Genomic DNA, 14,956 nt, shown 5'->3' with positions numbered 1-14,956 from the left:
CAGGTCATGGCCCGTGGAGGTGTCCGTAGGCACAGGCGGTCCCCGGAAAGTCCCGATCAACACTTTCGCATCTCTCAGAAATCGCCGGGGACCTGGCCGGTGCCCGACAGGTACTCCGCGGAGGAGCCCTGTCGTGGTTGACCGGTCCTATTTGCCACCATTGTCGCCTTTTACGGCATAGTCAAGAGAGTCGGGCGAATTATGACGCGGCAGTCGGCTGCGGGGGGAGTTCGAACCGCAGCAAGGCCCCGGCCTGCTGCGTGCGCAGCTCCGTCTCCGCGTCCACGTGCCGTACCTCGCCCCCGTCATCGATGACGCTCTCGGCCAGCTCGTCGATCACGTCGGGCACCTCGCGCAACGGCTCCCCGCAGAGCGGGCAGGTCTTCCCCGACCGCGACAGCAGTCCGTCCCGGTCGCAGACGCCGCCGGGAACGGCGGCCTGCCCGTCCACCGCCAGCGTCCGGATCGCGGCCAGGGTCGCCGCCCACAGTGTCTCGTCGAGCCCCACGGCGGCGGGCCTCCCGGCCGCCTTGGCCTCCAGAATCTCGCCGACGAGCCGCCGCTGCTCCTGGTCCGCGTGCTCGGAGACGAGCTCCCCCACCTTCTGCCGGATGTCCTCGGGCGTCGCGCTCTCCCGGTCGAGGGTGAAGGTCCCGACGAGCCGGTCCTTCAGCTCACGCGGCAGGAAGTCGACGAAGGCCGGCACCTCGTGCGCCTGACCGCCGACGGCGAGCAGGTCGTAGCCCCCGCTCGCGAACAGTTGCTTGAGTTCGCCGACCAGCCGCCGGTAGTGCTTCTTGCTCAGCTCGTCCGCCTTGTTGCGGACGCGGTACTCGGCGTACTCGTCGGCGTAGCCGTGTTTGGGCAGCACACGGTCGCGGATCGCCTCGAGCTCGCGGACCTCGTCGAGGTAGTACTCCCAAACCTGGCCCACTCTCCTGTCCACGACCGCGGCGCAGCAGCGGTAGTACTCGTCGAGCACGCCCAGCAGGGGCCGGACGTAGGGATCGGCGTCCACCACGACGCGATCGTGCGTCCTGCGGGGCAGCCACACCTGTTCGTAGATGTCGCGGCCGCCGCAGGAGAAGACCGCGACGGCGCCCGGCCGGAGGGGCTCCTCACCGAGGGTCTTCTCGATCCTCGCGATGTCCTCGCGCAGCGAGAGCCTCACGTCGTGCCCGGCCGAACGGTCTTCCGCGAGCGGCCGGATGCGGTCCAGCAGGCTCGATACGCGGCTGTCGAACTCGCGGCGATCGGGCCTGCCGGGGTTCACCGGGACGTACAGGGAGACCAATGGGATTCCGTTGCCACTCAGCCGCAGGATTCGCTCGAGCTGCTCTTGCGTGATCATCGCCGCTCCTCGCCGCTCCATGAGCCTCGCCGCCCGATGGGCCTCGCCGCCCGATGGGCCTCGGCCTTCGTTCCAGCTAACGAGGTGGGCGAGGCAGCGGCAACCGCAGCGCGACGGCCGTGGGCCGACCCGGGAAGCGCGCCCGCCCGACGGCGGGCGAAAAGCGGCCCGTGGCGACCGGGGCTCCGCGGTGGCAGGGTCGTGAGGCGGACTCCCGTGAGCGTTCGCGGGGACGTCAGGGGATCGTGGGTGATGAGCTGCAAGCCGTTTCGGGTGCGCTCGTGCAGGTGGTCGGCGTTGGCGTACGGGTAGGCGCGCCACTGTCGGCCGATGCCCTCTTCGGGCTTGTCCGCGCCGCCTCCGGGAAGGTTCGGGCCTGAAAGAGCATGCTGAGTCGCACTGTCCCACCGTACGGATCAGGAAGTTGAGGTCATGACCGACAAGCTCACCGTGAGCGTCCTGGGCACCGGGATCATGGGGGCCGCGATGGCCCGCAACATCGCCCGCGCCGGACACACCGTCCGCGCCTGGAACCGGACCCGCGCCAAGGCCGAACCACTGGCCGCCGACGGCGCACAGGTCGTCGGCACCCCCGCCGAGGCCGTACAGGGCGCGGACGTCGTGCTGACCATGCTCTACGACGGTCCCGCGGTGCTTCAGGTGATGCGCGAGGCCGCCCCCGCCCTGGGCCCCGGCACCGTCTGGGCCCAGTCGACGACCGTGGGGCTCGACTCCGTCGGCGAGCTGGCCGGTTTCGCCCGGGAGCACGATCTCGTGTTCTACGACGCCCCGGTGCTCGGCACCCGCCAGCCCGCGGAGGCCGGACAGCTGACCGTGCTGGCAGCGGGCCCCGCCGAGGGCCGGGACACGGTCACACCCGTCTTCGAGGCGGTCGGCGCCCGCACCATGTGGATCGGCGAGGACGGTGCCGAGGCCGGTGCCACCCGCCTGAAGCTGGTGACCAACAGCTGGGTTCTCGCGGTGACCGCGGCGGGCGGTGAGGTGCTGGCCCTGGCCCGGGCCCTGGACGTGGACCCGAACAGTTTCTTCGAGCTCATCGAGGGCGGCCCGCTCGACATGGGCTATCTGCGCGCCAAGGGCGACGTCATCCTCAACGAGAGGTTCACCCCGGCCAGTTTCGCGGTGGCGACCGCGGAGAAGGACGCCCGCCTGATCGTCCGGGCCGGGGAGGCCAACGGTGTCCGCCTCGACGTGGCCGCCGCGACCGCCGAACGGATGCGTCGCGCGGCCGACCAGAGCCACGCGGACGAGGACATGGCCGCCGCCTACTTCGCCAGCTTCGACGACAGCCCCCGTTCCTGACGACAACCCCCGTTCCCGCCCAGGAGACCCCATGTCCAAACCGCCCCTGCCCGCCGAGGCCGTCGCGCTCCTGCGCCGCCCCAATCCCAGCGTCATCGCCACCCTGCGCGCGGACGGCGCGCCCGTCTCCGCCCCCACCTGGTACCTGTGGGAGGACGGCCGGGTGCTGGTCAACATGGACGAGGGCCGGGTTCGCCTGAAGCATCTGCGCCGGGACCCGCGCGTGACCCTCACCGTCCTCGACGAGGGCGACTGGTACACGCATGTCACGCTCATCGGCCGGGTCACGGAGATGTACGACGACGAGGGCCTCGCCGACATCGACCGCCTCTCCCGGCACTACACCGGCAAGCCCTACCCGAACCGGGAGCGGCGCCGGGTCAGTGCCTGGATCGAGGTCGACCGGTGGCACGGCTGGGGCGAGTTGAAGGACAACGACCAGGCGTGAGCCGTGTGCCGGGTGGCCGCGCCGTGCCGGGGCCCGCTCAGACCGTGCGTCCGAGGGCGAGGAGGAGCACCCTGGAATCAGCGGTTCCGGAGGTGATCGTCATGATGCACACCGCAGTCGGATGGCATGTCGAACTGGAATTCCAGGAGGACGACCAGCGGACGCGGGCGGCGGCACTCGTACGGCTTCCCGACGGGAACGAGGTACGGTCCCATGGGTACGCCAGCCGCCACCACACCGACTCCAATCAGCCCCGTGTAGGGGAGGAGATCGCGGGGGCGCGCGCGCTGAACGAGCTTGCGATGCAGCTCCTCACGAAGGCGCACGAAGAGATCGACGAGGCGTCGGGCAGGACGTCCAGCCCGCTGACGCACTGAGTCCCCGGGCGATGCCCGTACGCGACCGCGCGTCCGGGCATCGCCCCACCTGCCCCGGGCACGTCCCCCGTCGCACCGGCTACGCCAGCGACGTACGCACCGCGCGTACCAGTGCCTGCGCCCTCGGGTCCGCCGTCACGCTCGTGCGGAAGCCGTTCGTGACGTAGCCGAACGCCACGCCCGTCTCGGGATCCGCGAAACCGAGCGCGCCACCACGGCCCGGGTGGCCGAAGGAGCCGGGGCCGAGCAGCGGGGACGCGCTGCCGTGCAGCATGTAGCCGAGGCCGAAGCGGGTGGTGACCACCAGCACCCGGTCGGGGCCCGCGGATGCCTCCGCGCGGGCCCGCTCCAGCGCTTGGGGGGCGAACAGCCGTACGCCGTCGATCCCGCCGCTGAGCGCCGCGTAGAAGCGTGCGAGACCGTCCGCTGTCGCGATGCCGTTCGACGCGGGCAGGACCGCGGCACGGTAGGCGGCGTCGTTCTCGTCGGGCCCCGGGGTGATGGCGGCGAACGCGCGGCGGGTGAGGCTCGCGGGGTCGGCGTACGCCTCGGCGATCGCGCGCTTGGGGCGGGCGCGCAGCGCGCCGTCCTGCGCCGGCACCTCGACGGAACCGACCCGCCCCACCCGGTGCGCCTGTGCCTCGGGCAGGCCCACCCACAGGTCCAGGCCCAGCGGTCCGACGATCTCGGCGGCGATCCACTCGCCGATCGAACGGCCGGTGGTCCGCCTCACCAGCTCGCCCGTCAGCCAGCTGTACGTCTGCGCGTGGTAGCCGTGGTCCGTGCCGGGCTCCCAGGTGGGTGCCTGAGCGGCCAGCACGGCGGCGGCGAGATCCGGGTCGGCGGCCTCGGCGGGCGTGAGCGGACGGTCGAGCGCCGGCACTCCGGCGCGGTGCGCCAGTGCGTGCCACACCAGCGTGCGCTCCTTGCCCTGCGCCTTGAACTCGGGCCAGTAGTGGCCGACCGGCGCGTCCAGGTCCAGTTCCCCGCGTTCGGCGAGCATCAGCAGGACGGCCGCGGCGACCCCCTTGGTCGCCGAGCGCACGATCTGCGCGGTGCCCCGCTCCCAGGGCCGCGTACCGTCGACGTCCCGGGTGCCGCCCCACAGGTCCACGACCTTGCGCCCGTCCCGGTACACGGCCACGGCCGCCCCGCGCTCCCCCAGCGTCTCGAAGTTCCGTACGAACGCTTCCCTGACCGGCTCGAAGCCCCCGGCCACCACGCCGTTCACGTCCACGTCCGCGTTCCCTTCACTCGCCTGCGACAGTGAGTGAAACACGGCCCTGCCGCCTTCGATTCCTCGTCTCCGGGGTGTCAGCCCAGCACGATCGACACGTCGATGTTGCCGCGGGTGGCGTTCGAGTACGGGCAGACCTCGTGGGCCGCGTCCACGAGCTGCGCCGCGACCTCCTGGTCGAGCACGGGCAGCGAGACGCTCAGGGCGGCCGAGAGGCCGTACCCGCGGTGCCGGTTGGGTCCGATGCCGACCTTCGCGGCGACCGTCGAGCCGGTCAGGTCGTAGCCCGCGCGGTTGCCGACGAGGATCAGCGCGTTGTGGAAGCAGGCGAGCCCTCGCTTCGATCGTCCTCGTTCGTCACCCGCCCACTGTCACGGACGGCCCGCGCCCGTCGGGGCGGATCGGGGATCGAAGCCGAAGGGCAGTTCCAGACGGTGTGCCCGCATGAGGGCGTCGTCGGCGAGCAGCCCGGCCGTCGTCCCGTCCGCCGCGATCACGCCCTCGCTCAGGATCAGGGAGCGCGGACACAGCTCCAGCGCGTACGGCAGGTCGTGCGTGACCATGAGGACCGTGACGTCGAGCGACCGCAGGATGTCGGCGAGTTCGCGCCGCGAGGCGGGGTCGAGGTTCGACGACGGTTCGTCCAGGACGAGGATCTCGGGTTCCATGGCGAGGACGGTCGCCACCGCCACCCGGCGGCGCTGGCCGAAGGAGAGGTGGTGCGGGGGACGGTCCTTGAAGTCCGCCATGCCGACCTGCGCGAGGGCACGGTCGACACGGGCCTCGAGTTCGGCGCCCTTCAGGCCGGCCGTCGCGGGCCCGAAGGCCACGTCCTCACGGACCGTGGGCATGAACAGCTGGTCGTCCGGGTCCTGGAAGACGATGCCGACCTTGCGGCGGATCTCGGCCATGTGCCGCTTGCCGACGGGCAGCCCGGCGACCTTCACCGTGCCCGTGCCGCCGGTCAGAATGCCGTTGAGGTGCAGCACGAGCGTGGTCTTCCCGGCGCCGTTCGGCCCGAGCAGCGCGACCCGCTCGCCGCGCGCGATCGAGAAGTCGACGCCGAAGAGGGCCTGGTGCCCGTCGGGATACGCGAAGGCCAGTCGGGCCACTTCCAGCGAAGGTGTCACAGGGTCCATCCCAGCAGGCAGACGACGAGGGCGGAGAGGGGCAGGGCCAGGGCGTGGGTCCACTGGGCCCGGGACGCGGTCACCTCGTCGATGACCGGCATGGAACCTGCGTAGCCACGGCTGACCATCGCGAGGTGCACGCGCTCGCCGCGCTCGTAGGAGCGGATGAACAGCGCCCCCGCTGACTTGGCGAGCACCCCCCACTGCCGAACGCCCCTCGCCTCGAAGCCGCGCGACTCCCGCGCGATCCGCATCCGCCGCATCTCGTCGGTGATGACATCGCCGTAACGGATCATGAAGGACGCGATCTGCACGAGGAGCGCCGGGAGTCTGAGCCGTTGCAGCCCGAGGAGCAGTGCGCGCAGTTCGGTGGTGGCGGCGAGCAGCACGGAGGCGGCGACGCCGAGGGTGCCCTTGGCGAGGACGTTCCAGGCGCCCCACAGTCCGTTGACGCTCAGCGACAGGCCGAGGACGTCGACGCGCTCACCGTCGGCCACGAACGGCATGAGCACGGCGAAGGCGACGAACGGTATCTCGATCAGCAGCCGCCGCAGCAGGAACCCGGCCGGGACGCGGGCCGCGTACGCGACGACGCCGAGAAGACCGGCGTACAGCGCGAACGCCCACATCGCATCGCGCGGTGTCGACACCACGACCACCACGAACGCGAAGGCCGCCGCGATCTTGGCGTGGGGCGGCAGGGTGTGCACGGGCGAGTGTCCGTGCCGGTAGAGCCGGTGTGTGTGCCCCGCACCCATGTCAGCCGGCCTCGGCGGGTTCGCCGGTACGGCGCCTGCGGACGGCCCAGAAGACCGCGCTGCCCGCGACGACGGTGGCACCGACACCGATCACGCCCGCCAGGCCGCCGGAGAGGCGTGCGTCGCGGACGTCCTTCACGGAGTAGTCGGCGAGTGGGGAGCCGGCGCTCGCGTGCCGCTCGGCCTTCTTGTCGATGCCCTGGTCGATGGCGACCTTCTCCAGGCCGTCGGGGCTGGCGGAGGCGTAGAAGCTGACCACGCCGGCGAGGACGAGGGAGGTGAGGAGACCGGCGATCCAGAGCGGACGGTGGCGGGGGTACCGCCCTGCTCGAGCGGAGCCGAGAGCTTGGGGGACGGCGGCGACGGGTGCGGGCGCCTCGGCGGGCGCGTCGACCAGTTCGCCGTCGACGCGCAGCTTGAGGCGCTGTCCGAGGCCCCGGGCCCCGTACACGAGGTCGGGCCGTACGGCGATGACGGCGCCGATCGTGAGGGCGGTGATGGTGGCCTCGCCGATGCCGATCAGGACATGGACACCGATCATCGCGGTGGCGACCTTGCCGATCGAGACGTCGGTGGTGCCGCCGATCGCGTAGATCAGCGTGAAGACGACGGCGGCGGCCGGGACGGAGACGAGGGCCGCGAGGAAGGAGGCGACGGTGACCGAGCGACGCGTGCGGGGCAGGACCTTGACCAGCCCGCGGAAGACGGCGTACGAGACCACGGTCGTCACGATGGCCATGTCGGTGACGTTGACACCCAGGGCGGTGAGGCCGCCGTCGGCGAAGAGGATGCCCTGCATGAGCAGCACGACGGAGACGCACAGGATGCCGGTGAACGGCCCGACCAGGATGGCGGCGAGCGCGCCGCCGAGCAGATGACCGCTGGTGCCGGCGGCCACCGGGAAGTTCAGCATCTGCACGGCGAAGATGAAGGCGGCCACCAGGCCGGCCAGGGGGGCGGTCCGTTCGTCGAGTTCGCGTCGGGCGCCCTTGAGGCTGACCGCCAGGGCACCCGCGGCCAGGACGCCGGTCGCGGCGGACGTGGGAGCGTTGATGAATCCGTCGGGCACATGCACGCAGGGAGGATACCCGCTTATTGCGAACGCCTTGCAAGAGCTGAGGGCGAACGAAAGCCCGCTTGCAGGCGACAAGTGCCGGTTTCGTCCCACTATGCGACATTGGAGGGGAAGCGGTTTCCCCGTCCCGCTCGGGTGACTCGGCGTGAGGAGTGGTCCGATGTCCGTGGTGGAACAGTACGCACGAGCCCATGTCGTCACCGACTCCCCGGAAGCGCCGGACGCGGTCCCCGTGATCCTCCGCTACGACCCGGACCGGGACCCCCGCTCGGTCCGCATCGGCCTCCCCGGCCCCCATGAGTGGGCCTTCTCCCGGGACATCCTGGAAAAGGGGCTCCGCGCCCCGGCGGGCCGCGGAGACGTCCGCATCTGGCCCTGCGGCCGGGTCCAGGCGGTGATGGAGCTGCACTCGTCACGGGGCGTCGAGGTGGTCCAGTTCGAGTCGAAGGAACTGGTGCACTTCCTCCAGCGGACCTACCTGGCGGGCATGGCCGCGGTCCGCTGAACAGACCCCTCTGAACAGACCCCTCGCGGACAGGGCGCCCCACCCGTGGCGGGGCGCCCTGTCCGGGTTCGGGGGCCGGGGATCAGACCCCTACCAGTTGCCGGTCCTGGTCCGCGTCCGGGTCCCTGTGGTCGGCGCCGGCCGGGGCGCGCAGGCCCTCGCCCTCGACGTCCACGTTGGGCAGGACACGGTCCAGCCACTTCGGCAGCCACCAGGCCCTGCGGCCGAGCAGCGCCAGGACCGCCGGGACGAGCGCCATGCGGACCACGAACGCGTCGAAGAAGACCGCGATCGCGAGGCCGAAGCCGATCATCTTGATCATCGACTCGCTGGAGCCGATGAATCCGGAGAAGACGGCGATCATGATGACCGCGGCCGCGGTGACGACCCGGGCACCGTGCCTGAAGCCGGTCACGATCGCCTGGCCGGGGGTCTCCCCGTGGACGTACGCCTCGCGCATCCGGGTCACCAGGAAGACCTCGTAGTCCATCGCCAGGCCGAAGACCACGCCCACCATGAAGATCGGCATCATCGACATGATCGGGCCCGTCTCCTCGACGCCCATCAGGCCGGACAGCCACCCCCACTGGAAGACCGCGACCACCGCGCCGAGCGCCGCCGTCACCGAGAGCAGGAAGCCGAGCGCCGCCTTCAGCGGGACCAGGATCGAGCGGAAGACCACGATCAGGAGGAGGAAGGCGAGGCCGACCACCAGCGCCAGATACGGGACCAGCGCGTCGTTCAGCTTCTGCGAGACGTCGATGTTCATCGCCGTCGAGCCCGTGACCAGCAGCTTCGCGTCCGTGTCCGCCTTGATGCCGGCGCCCGCGTCCCTGATGCCGTGCACCAGGTCCTCGGTGGTCGTAGAGGACGGCTTGGAGCCGGGGATCACCGTGATCATCGCGGTGTCACCGGACTTGTTGTACGTCGCCGGCGTCACCGTGACGACGTCCTTCATGCGCTTGATGTCACTGGTCACCGTGGTGACGGCCGCCTCCGGGTCGTCGCTCGCCTTCGCGTCGACCACGACCATCAGCGGCCCGTTGAAACCGGGGCCGAAGCCCTCGGAGAGCAGGTCGTACGCCCGGCGCTGTGTGGTGGACGTCGGCTGCGAACCGTCGTCCGGCAGGCCCAGTTGCAGCTGGGACGCCGGCACGGCCGCGGCGCCGAGTCCCACGACACCGAGCAGCAGGACGGCCAGCGGGCGGCGGACGACGAAGCTCGCCCAGCGCGTGCCCATGTTCGGGCGGCCCTTCCCGGCGGCCCGGCGCCCACCCAGCAGCCTGCTCTTCTCGCCCGCCGGCTTGACCTTGCGGCCCGCGTAGCCCAGCAGCGCGGGGATCATCGTCAGCGCGATCAGGACGGCGATGGCGACCGTGCCTGCCGCGGCGACGCCCATCTTCGTCAGCATCGGGATGTTGACCACGGCCAGGCCCACCAGCGCGATCACGACCGTCAGACCGGCGAAGACCACCGCCGAGCCCGCCGTGCCGACCGCCCGGCCCGCCGCTTCCTCCCGCTCGCGGCCCTCGGCCAGCTCCGCCCGGTAGCGGGAGACGATGAACAGCGCGTAGTCGATGCCCACCGCCAGGCCGATCATCATCGCCAGCGTGGAGGTGGTCGAGCCGAGGTCCAGGGCATTCGCCAGAGCCGTGATCGTCGAGACGCCGATGCCCACCCCGATCAGGGCGGTGAGCAGAGGGAGTCCGGCGGCCACCAGCGAGCCGAAGGTGATGACGAGGACGACCGCGGCGACCGCGATGCCGATGACCTCACTCGCTCCGGTCTCGGGCACGGCCGACAGCGCGTCGCCGCCGATCTCGACGGTCAGCCCGCCGTCCCGGGCGCCCTGCGCGGCCTCCTTCAGGGCGTCCTTGGAGGCGTCCTTCAGCTGCATGCCGGAGACCTTGTACTTCACCTGCGCATAGGCGACCGTGCCGTCCTTGCTGACGGCGTGCGCGGCGAACGGGTCGGCCACGGAGGCGACTTCGGAGCCGTCGCGCAGCTCCTTGACGGTCTTCTCGACAACCGCCTTGTTGTCCTTCGCCGTCACTTTCTCCCCGCCGGGCGCCTTGAAGACGACGCGTGCGGTCGCCCCGTCGGCACTCATCCCGGGGAAGCGCTGTTCGAGCAGATCGAAGGCCTTCTGGGCCTCGGTGCCGGGGATGGAGAAGGAGGAGGAGCCCGCTACGGGGGCGCTGGCGGCGCCGACGCCCGCGAGCGTCAGCAGCGCCACCCAGATCAGGGCGACGAAGTGCCGTCGCCGGAAGGCGAGTCGGCCGAGTCGGTAGAGAAACGTGGCCACGAGGGCGTACTCCCGGTCAGGTCGTGAGGTGTTCAGGGCAGGGGGGATCGGCCCGGCGACGTGAGCGGTGACGTCAGGTGGGGGCTGGCTGATGGGACTGGTCAGGTGGTGGGCACGCCGAGGGCGGGGAGGACCACGGCGTCGAGGTACGACTTCAGGAAGGCCTGGGTCGGGGGCTGATTGTCGATCAGCGTGCGGGTGGCGAAGCCGCCGACCAGCATGTGCACCAGGAAGTCCAGCGCCGGGCAGTCCGGCCGGATCTCGCCCCGCTCGACGGCGCGTTGCAGCAACCGCCTGAACTCCGCCATCTCCGGTTCGACGAGCTGCTCCCGGAACGCCTGGCGCAGATCGTCGTTGTGGTGCATCGCCATGGCGACGCCCCGCATCAGAGCGGAGTTCTGCTCCATGACGCAGTCGTCCTCGCGTGTGACGAGGGCGTGCAGATCACCCCGCAGCGAGCCGGTGTCGATCTCACCGGCGGGGCCCGGCTTGCCGTGCCGGATGGCCTTCACGACCAGCTCGGCCTTGCCGCCCCACTGGCGGTAGAGGGTGGCCTTGCTGGATCGGGTGCGGGCGGCCACGGCGTCCATTGTCAGGGCGTCGTAGCCGACCTTCCGGAGCAGGTCGAGCACGGCCTCGTACAGCTCGGCCTCGCGCTCGGGGGTGATCCGACTGCGCCGCGCCGTTGCGATCTCAGTCATGCGACTCACCTTCCTGCTCCGCGCCCGGAGCATCGGCGCTCCGAACGACACGGTTTCGTACCTCCACGAAGATACCCCCACCCTCTAACGAAACGAAACCGTTTCGTACGTGTCGTGTATCACGGAACCGCCGCTCAACCGATGCGGCCCTGGCGCAGACACCGCGACACCGCACCGCTGCGGCCCCGCGGGGCGTGCGCACCGAGCACCCGAACGGCCTACGAGTTGCCACGGCCCGTCAGCAGGAAAAGCATGGGGTAGGTGAGCGACACGAGCGACGTGCGCGAGAACGCCCCCGGCTATCTCCGCTTCCCGCATCTGCACGGCGACCGACTCTGCTTCGCCGCCGAGGACGACCTGTGGGTGGCCCCGCTGGAAGGGCCCGGCCGCGCCTGGCGGCTCACCGTCGACCGCACGAAGATCGGACACCCCCGCTTCTCGCCCGACGGACGCCACATCGCGTACACGAGCTGGCGCAGCCTCGTCCCGGAGATCCATCTGGTGCCGGTGGACGGCGGTCCCGCCCGGCGGCTCACCTACTGGGGCAGCGCCGACACCCGGGTCTGCGGCTGGACACCCCCCGACCCGGACGGAACCACCCACATCCTCGCCGTCGCCTCGCACGGCGAGCCCTTCACCCATTTCACCTGGGCCTACAAGGTCCCCACCGACGGCGCCCCCGGCGGCAAGCTCCCCTGGGGCCCCGTCTCGCACATCGCCGTCGCCGACACCGCCGGCGAGCACATGACCCTGCTGCTCACCGGCACCCCGCCGCATGAACCGGCTTCCTGGAAGCGCTACCGCGGCGGCGCGACGGGCCGGCTCTGGCTGCACGGACAGCGGCTGCTCGCCGACCTCGACGGCCACCTCGACTCCCCGATGTTCGTGGCGGGGCGTATCGCGTTCCTCTCCGACCACGAGGGTGTCGGCAACCTGTACTCGTGCGCCTACGACGGCTCCGACCTGCGCCGCCACACCGACCACGACGCGTTCTACGCCCGGCACGCCTCCAGCGACGGCTCGCGGGTGGTGTACCAGTGCGCGGGTGACCTGTGGATCGTCGACGACCTGGCCCCCGACTCGGTCCCGCGCCGCCTCGACGTACGCCTGGGCGGGCAGCGCGCGGGCCGCCGCAGGTACCAGGTGCCGGCCGCGCAGCACCTGGACGGCATCTCGGTCGACGAGACCGGGCGGGCCAGCGCGGTCGTCGTGCGCGGCAGCCTGTACTGGCTCACCCATCGCGACGGCCCCGCCCGTACGATCACGGACACGCCCGGCGTCCGGGTGCGGCTGCCCGAGATGCTGGGAGTCGGCGGGCAGGTCGCGTACGTCACCGACGCGGAGGGCGAGGACGCGATCGAGATCGCGTATCTGCCACGGGCCTCCGGCGCCCGCGCGCCACGGCGGCTGGCCTCCGGGCAGATGGGCCGCGTCCTGGAGATGGTGTCGGACCCGCAGGGCGAGCGGCTGGCGGTCTCCTCCAACGACGGGCGGCTGCTGCTGATCGACGTGGAGGAGCCGGAGGAGGCCGGTGGGTCCGCGGCGGGCCTTGAGGCCTCAGCGGAGGCCCCCGAGGGTTCAGCCGCTGAGGCCCCAGAGGGTGAATCCGCGGAAGCCACTGAGGCCGCGGGGACCGATGAAGCCCCTGCGCCACCAGAGGGCGCCGCCACGGAGCGGACCACCGCGGCAGCGCAGGACACCTCGGCGACGGCGGGCGAGGTCAGCGAGCTGATCCGGTCGGACAACGGCCCGGTCCGGGACCTGGCGTTCTCCCCGGACGGGCACTGGCTGACGTGGTCGCACCCGGGAATAGGCCGGTCGCTGCGGCACATCAAGATGGCACGGATCAAGGACCGGCTCGTCGTCGACGTCACCAACGGCCGCTTCGAGGACGAGAACCCGGTGTTCACCCGCGACGGCCGCTATCTGGCGTTCCTGTCGTGGCGCGGCTTCGACCCGGTGTACGACGTGCACACCGGGGACCTGTCCTTCCCCCTCGGCTGCCGCCCGTACCTGGTTCCGCTGTCCTCGGCGACCCCTTCTCCCTTCGCGCTGAACCCGGAGGGACGCCCCGCGGCCGGAGGCCTGGACCCGCTGGAGGAAGAAGAGGGCGACGGGGTGGTGACCGTCGAGATCGAGGGCCTGGCGAACCGGGTGACGCCCTTCCCGGTCACGGCGTCGAAGTACTCGGCGCTGTACCCGGTCGCGGGCGGCGGTCTGGTCTGGCTGCGCTGGCCGATCTCCGGCGCGCTCGGCGAGACGTTCGTGAACCCGGACGACACCTCCGGCCGACCCACCCTCGAGCACTTCAGCATCAGCAAGGCCAAGAGGTCCGAACTGGTCGGCCATCTGGACTGGTTCGCGGTGAGCGGGGACGGGACACGGCTGGTCGTCGTCGACGAGGGCGAGCTGCGCGCGGTTCCCTCGACGGAGCCCGGCGACAGCGACACGACGGTCTGGATAGACACGCGCCGCATCATGCACGAGGTGGACCCGGGGGCGGAGTGGCGGCAGGCGTACGCGGAGGCGGGCCGGCTGACACGGGCGTACTTCTGGGAACCGCACATGTGCGGGATCGACTGGGACGGGGTTCTGGAGCAGTACCGCCCGCTGGTCGAACGGGTCGCGTCACCGGACGAGTTCGCGGACCTGCTGCGGGAGGTGCTGGGCGAGCTGGGCACCTCGCACGCGTACGTGGCGGCGGCACGGCGCAACGAGGGGCCGCCCCACTACCAGCGCTACCAGGGCCTGCTCGGCGCCAACTTCGTGCGCCGCGACGGCTGCTGGACGGTCAAGCGCATCCTGCCGGGCGAGTCCTCGGACTCCAAGGCGCGCTCGCCACTGGCGGGCACGGGCATCCGGGAGGGAGCCGTCCTGACCCATGTGGACGGACGGCCGGTGGATCCGGTGACGGGACCGTATCCGCTGCTGGCGGGCGCGGGCGGTACGACGGTGGAGCTGACGTTCCGGCCGGCCGAGGACGCGGGGCTCGCGCGCAGGGTCGCCGTGGTTCCGCTGATCGACGAGCGGCCGTTGCGCTATCAGGACTGGGTGGCCAAACGCCGGACCGTCGTACGCGAGTTGAGCGGCGGGCGCTGCGGCTATCTGCATATCCCGGACATGGGGGGCTCGGGATGGGCCCAGTTCAACCGGGACCTGCGGATGGAGGTCTCGCGGCCGGCCCTCATCGTGGACGTACGGGGCAACGCGGGCGGCCACATCAGCGAACTGGTCATCGAGAAGCTGACGCGCACGATCCTGGGGTGGGACCTGACGCGCAACGCCCAGCCGGTGTCGTACACCTCGAACGCGCCACGCGGGCCGATCGTGGCGCTGGCCGACGAGGCCACGGCCTCCGATGGCGACATGATCACGGCGGCGTTCAAGCTGCTGAAGCTCGGCCCGGTGGTGGGCCAGCGAACCTGGGGCGGTGTGGTCGGCATGACCGGACGCCACCGTCTGGGCGACGGCACGGTGATCACGGTCCCGATGAACGCGGCCTGGTTCAAGGAGTACGGCTGGTCGGTCGAGAACCACGGGGTCGATCCGGACGTGGAGATTCTGCGCACCCCGCTGGACTGGGCGGAGGGCCGTCAGAAGCAGTTGGACGACGCCGTCCGGCTCGCCCTGGACCTTCTGGAGACCCATCCGGCGGCCACTCCGCCGGACTACAGCGAGGTCCCGGACAGAAGCCGCCCGAAACTGCCGCCGCGGCGGACTGATTAGCCGTTTCCCCTCGCACGTGC

At 71.3% G+C, this 14,956-nt stretch carries 12 protein-coding genes and 1 pseudogene; 5 read left to right on the top strand and 8 right to left on the bottom strand.

Features of this window, described 5'->3' with window-relative positions:
* Window positions 1-199: 199 nt before the first annotated feature.
* Window positions 200-1,351, bottom strand: coding sequence for a hypothetical protein (locus tag ABZ823_RS16765; RefSeq protein WP_361659971.1), 1,152 nt, complete (start codon window positions 1,349-1,351; stop codon window positions 200-202).
* Window positions 1,352-1,783: 432 nt separating this feature from the next.
* On the opposite strand from ABZ823_RS16765, the gene ABZ823_RS16760 reads away from it, so the two are divergent.
* From ABZ823_RS16760 to ABZ823_RS16750, 3 genes are all read left to right on the top strand, one after another.
* Entirely contained in the window at window positions 1,784-2,674 is an 891-nt protein-coding gene (locus ABZ823_RS16760; RefSeq protein ID WP_361659968.1) for an NAD(P)-dependent oxidoreductase, read from the top strand.
* 31 nt (window positions 2,675-2,705) lie between these two features.
* Entirely contained in the window at window positions 2,706-3,122 is a 417-nt protein-coding gene (locus tag ABZ823_RS16755) for a PPOX class F420-dependent oxidoreductase (RefSeq protein ID WP_361659965.1), read from the top strand.
* A gap of 101 nt (window positions 3,123-3,223) precedes the next feature.
* Entirely contained in the window at window positions 3,224-3,499 is a 276-nt protein-coding gene (locus ABZ823_RS16750; RefSeq protein ID WP_361659962.1) for a DUF1876 domain-containing protein, read from the top strand.
* A 79-nt stretch (window positions 3,500-3,578) separates the two neighbouring features.
* Here ABZ823_RS16750 and ABZ823_RS16745 read toward each other — a convergent pair whose 3' ends face one another.
* The 5 genes and pseudogenes from ABZ823_RS16745 to ABZ823_RS16725 all read right to left on the bottom strand — a co-directional run bounded on the left by ABZ823_RS16745 (window position 3,579) and on the right by ABZ823_RS16725 (window position 7,699).
* Window positions 3,579-4,736, bottom strand: a complete 1,158-nt coding sequence (locus ABZ823_RS16745) for a serine hydrolase domain-containing protein (RefSeq protein ID WP_361659959.1) — start codon at window positions 4,734-4,736, stop codon at window positions 3,579-3,581.
* A gap of 77 nt (window positions 4,737-4,813) precedes the next feature.
* A pseudogene (locus ABZ823_RS16740) lies at window positions 4,814-5,065 on the bottom strand (OsmC family protein); the annotation flags it as partial.
* A gap of 42 nt (window positions 5,066-5,107) precedes the next feature.
* Window positions 5,108-5,875 carry an ABC transporter ATP-binding protein gene (locus ABZ823_RS16735; RefSeq protein WP_361659956.1) on the bottom strand — a complete coding sequence of 256 codons (768 nt, stop codon included), beginning with the start codon at window positions 5,873-5,875 and terminating at the stop codon, window positions 5,108-5,110.
* The gene (gene cbiQ, locus ABZ823_RS16730) at window positions 5,863-6,624 is read right to left on the bottom strand and encodes a cobalt ECF transporter T component CbiQ (RefSeq protein WP_361659953.1); all 762 of its coding nucleotides are present in this window, start codon (window positions 6,622-6,624) and stop codon (window positions 5,863-5,865) included. The genes ABZ823_RS16735 and cbiQ overlap by 13 nt, the downstream gene beginning before the upstream one ends.
* A 1-nt stretch (window position 6,625) precedes the next feature.
* The gene (locus ABZ823_RS16725; protein ID WP_361659950.1) at window positions 6,626-7,699 is read right to left on the bottom strand and encodes an energy-coupling factor ABC transporter permease; all 1,074 of its coding nucleotides are present in this window, start codon (window positions 7,697-7,699) and stop codon (window positions 6,626-6,628) included.
* A 160-nt stretch (window positions 7,700-7,859) separates the two neighbouring features.
* Between ABZ823_RS16725 and ABZ823_RS16720 the strand changes: the two genes are divergently transcribed.
* On the top strand, window positions 7,860-8,204 hold the full coding sequence (locus ABZ823_RS16720; RefSeq protein ID WP_361659947.1) for an SsgA family sporulation/cell division regulator: 345 nt from the start codon (window positions 7,860-7,862) through the stop codon (window positions 8,202-8,204).
* A gap of 82 nt (window positions 8,205-8,286) precedes the next feature.
* Here ABZ823_RS16720 and ABZ823_RS16715 read toward each other — a convergent pair whose 3' ends face one another.
* Both ABZ823_RS16715 and ABZ823_RS16710 read right to left on the bottom strand, forming a co-directional pair.
* A complete protein-coding gene (locus ABZ823_RS16715; protein WP_361659944.1) occupies window positions 8,287-10,509 on the bottom strand; it encodes an MMPL family transporter in 2,223 nt (740 codons plus the stop codon).
* A gap of 101 nt (window positions 10,510-10,610) precedes the next feature.
* Window positions 10,611-11,210: a TetR/AcrR family transcriptional regulator gene (locus tag ABZ823_RS16710; RefSeq protein WP_361659941.1), complete on the bottom strand. Its 600-nt coding sequence runs from the start codon at window positions 11,208-11,210 to the stop codon at window positions 10,611-10,613.
* A 261-nt stretch (window positions 11,211-11,471) separates the two neighbouring features.
* Between ABZ823_RS16710 and ABZ823_RS16705 the strand changes: the two genes are divergently transcribed.
* Window positions 11,472-14,936, top strand: coding sequence for a S41 family peptidase (locus tag ABZ823_RS16705; RefSeq protein WP_361659939.1), 3,465 nt, complete (start codon window positions 11,472-11,474; stop codon window positions 14,934-14,936).
* The last annotated feature ends 20 nt before the right edge of the window (window positions 14,937-14,956 follow it).

The organism is Streptomyces sp. NPDC047079 (assembly GCF_040643755.1).
Classification (GTDB): Bacteria; Actinomycetota; Actinomycetes; order Streptomycetales; family Streptomycetaceae; genus Streptomyces.
Note: the sequence above shows the minus strand (reverse complement) of the source record. Positions and strands in the feature narration are given on the sequence as shown.

What these genes read in the sequence shown, in the direction of transcription:
- ABZ823_RS16735 (WP_361659956.1), bottom strand. Translation starts at nt 5,875, where the DNA reads ATGGACCCTGTGACACCTTCGCTGGAAGTGGCCCGACTGGCCTTCGCG.
- ABZ823_RS16720 (WP_361659947.1), top strand. Translation starts at nt 7,860, where the DNA reads ATGTCCGTGGTGGAACAGTACGCACGAGCCCATGTCGTCACCGACTCC.
- ABZ823_RS16760 (WP_361659968.1), top strand. Translation starts at nt 1,784, where the DNA reads ATGACCGACAAGCTCACCGTGAGCGTCCTGGGCACCGGGATCATGGGG.
- ABZ823_RS16765 (WP_361659971.1), bottom strand. Translation starts at nt 1,351, where the DNA reads ATGATCACGCAAGAGCAGCTCGAGCGAATCCTGCGGCTGAGTGGCAAC.
- ABZ823_RS16750 (WP_361659962.1), top strand. Translation starts at nt 3,224, where the DNA reads ATGATGCACACCGCAGTCGGATGGCATGTCGAACTGGAATTCCAGGAG.
- ABZ823_RS16755 (WP_361659965.1), top strand. Translation starts at nt 2,706, where the DNA reads ATGTCCAAACCGCCCCTGCCCGCCGAGGCCGTCGCGCTCCTGCGCCGC.
- cbiQ (WP_361659953.1), bottom strand. Translation starts at nt 6,624, where the DNA reads ATGGGTGCGGGGCACACACACCGGCTCTACCGGCACGGACACTCGCCC.
- ABZ823_RS16710 (WP_361659941.1), bottom strand. Translation starts at nt 11,210, where the DNA reads ATGACTGAGATCGCAACGGCGCGGCGCAGTCGGATCACCCCCGAGCGC.